Origin of the sequence: Candidatus Methanomethylophilus sp. 1R26, from assembly GCF_001481295.1 — an archaeon.
Lineage (GTDB): Archaea > Thermoplasmatota > Thermoplasmata > Methanomassiliicoccales > Methanomethylophilaceae > Methanomethylophilus.
In genome coordinates, this window is record NZ_LOPS01000010.1 from 1 (window position 1) to 1,384 (window position 1,384).

The 1,384-nt window shown below is 57.2% G+C and carries 1 protein-coding gene; it reads right to left on the reverse strand.

The annotated features are described in order from the left end of the window. Window positions 1-42: 42 nt before the first annotated feature. Window positions 43-1,257, reverse strand: coding sequence for an ISL3 family transposase (locus AUQ37_RS02210; RefSeq protein ID WP_058747233.1), 1,215 nt, complete (start codon window positions 1,255-1,257; stop codon window positions 43-45). Between the last annotated feature and the right edge of the window lie 127 nt (window positions 1,258-1,384).

The window sequence follows — 1,384 nt, forward strand, 5'->3', positions numbered from 1 at the left end:
GGTTCTATAACATTTCGTGTGGAATCGGGCAGAGGAGCAGGCTCATAACGACCTGCAGCTGTCGCGGAAGAACACTATCCTTCCGAGACGCATCTCCTTCCCGTAACCTCTCGCCAATCCCTTGGACAGCTGCACCCTGCCGTTGAGGGATTCCTGGTAGCCGTTGTTGATGCCGGTCTCTATGGCCTTCAATATCCCTTCGAGATGCTTCTTCACGGTCTTGGCCAATGCTCTGAAACCCGCGGATCCTTCCTCTGCGGCCCACTGCGCCCATCTGACCAGATGGGCACGTGCCAGATCGATCTGCTCGTATGAGTAGTCGAACACCTGCCTGAGGGACTCCTTCATCTGATAGGATGTACCTACAAGCTCGTTGTCCTTGGTTATGTCCATGAGCTCATGCATCTCATCCGGACGGAGGTTCTCGGGGTTCTTCAGCAGCGCGTAACGGACGGATTTCCTCCTCTGGCCGTTGATCTGCGTCGATGCGCGGTCGCGGTCCAGATGCCTGTTGGCGATCTGGACCAGATGGAACGGGTCGTAGACCGGCTCGGCGTTGGGGAGATATTCTTTGGCGCCGGCGATGAACGCATCGCCGAAGTCCGTGGCGATCAGTTCGATGGCCCGCGGGTCGCCGTCATGTTCACAGAGCCAGACAGCGAATTCCCTGATGGTATCGGAATCCTTCCCCTTGGTTATGAACACGATATCCCCGGTATCGGCGTCGGTCACTGCCGTGATGTACTTATGGTGCTTCTTCGCCGCCGTCTCATCCACACGGATGCGCCTCAGTCCGGACAGGTCCATGGAATCGAGATGGCGGTCGACAACGGCCCCGACTATATCGTCCAGCACCTTCCAGGACACCTTGAGAAGCCTCGATGCCGCTGCAAGCGACATCTGTGCCATATGTTCGATGGCCGCCTCCATGAACCTCTTCGTATAGCTCACGCGCTGATCCGCCCAGGGTATGTCCGCCTGGGTTATCTTCCCGCACTTGGGACACATGCAGCGCGGTATCGCGGCATGGATGTAGCAGACGGTATCGTCCAGATTGGCATGTCTCCATACCCTGACCCTGGCGTCGTGGATCGAACGTCTGCATCCGCACTCCGGACATATTCCGGGGTCTCCGATGAAATCCATGTCGATGTGGGTGACCTTCACGTCATCCTCCACTCCTCCCCGGATCGCCGTTATTTTCCACTGATCGGTCTCCACCCCGAGGATGAATTTCATCGACTGCTCCAATGTCATCGGGGCGCATCCTTCGCCCTTCGGCGAAGGTGCCTTACAGCTCCTTTTGGCGCACACAGGTGCGTATGCGCATGATCGATTATGAGCCTGCTCCTCTGCCCGATTCCACACGAAATGTTATAGAACC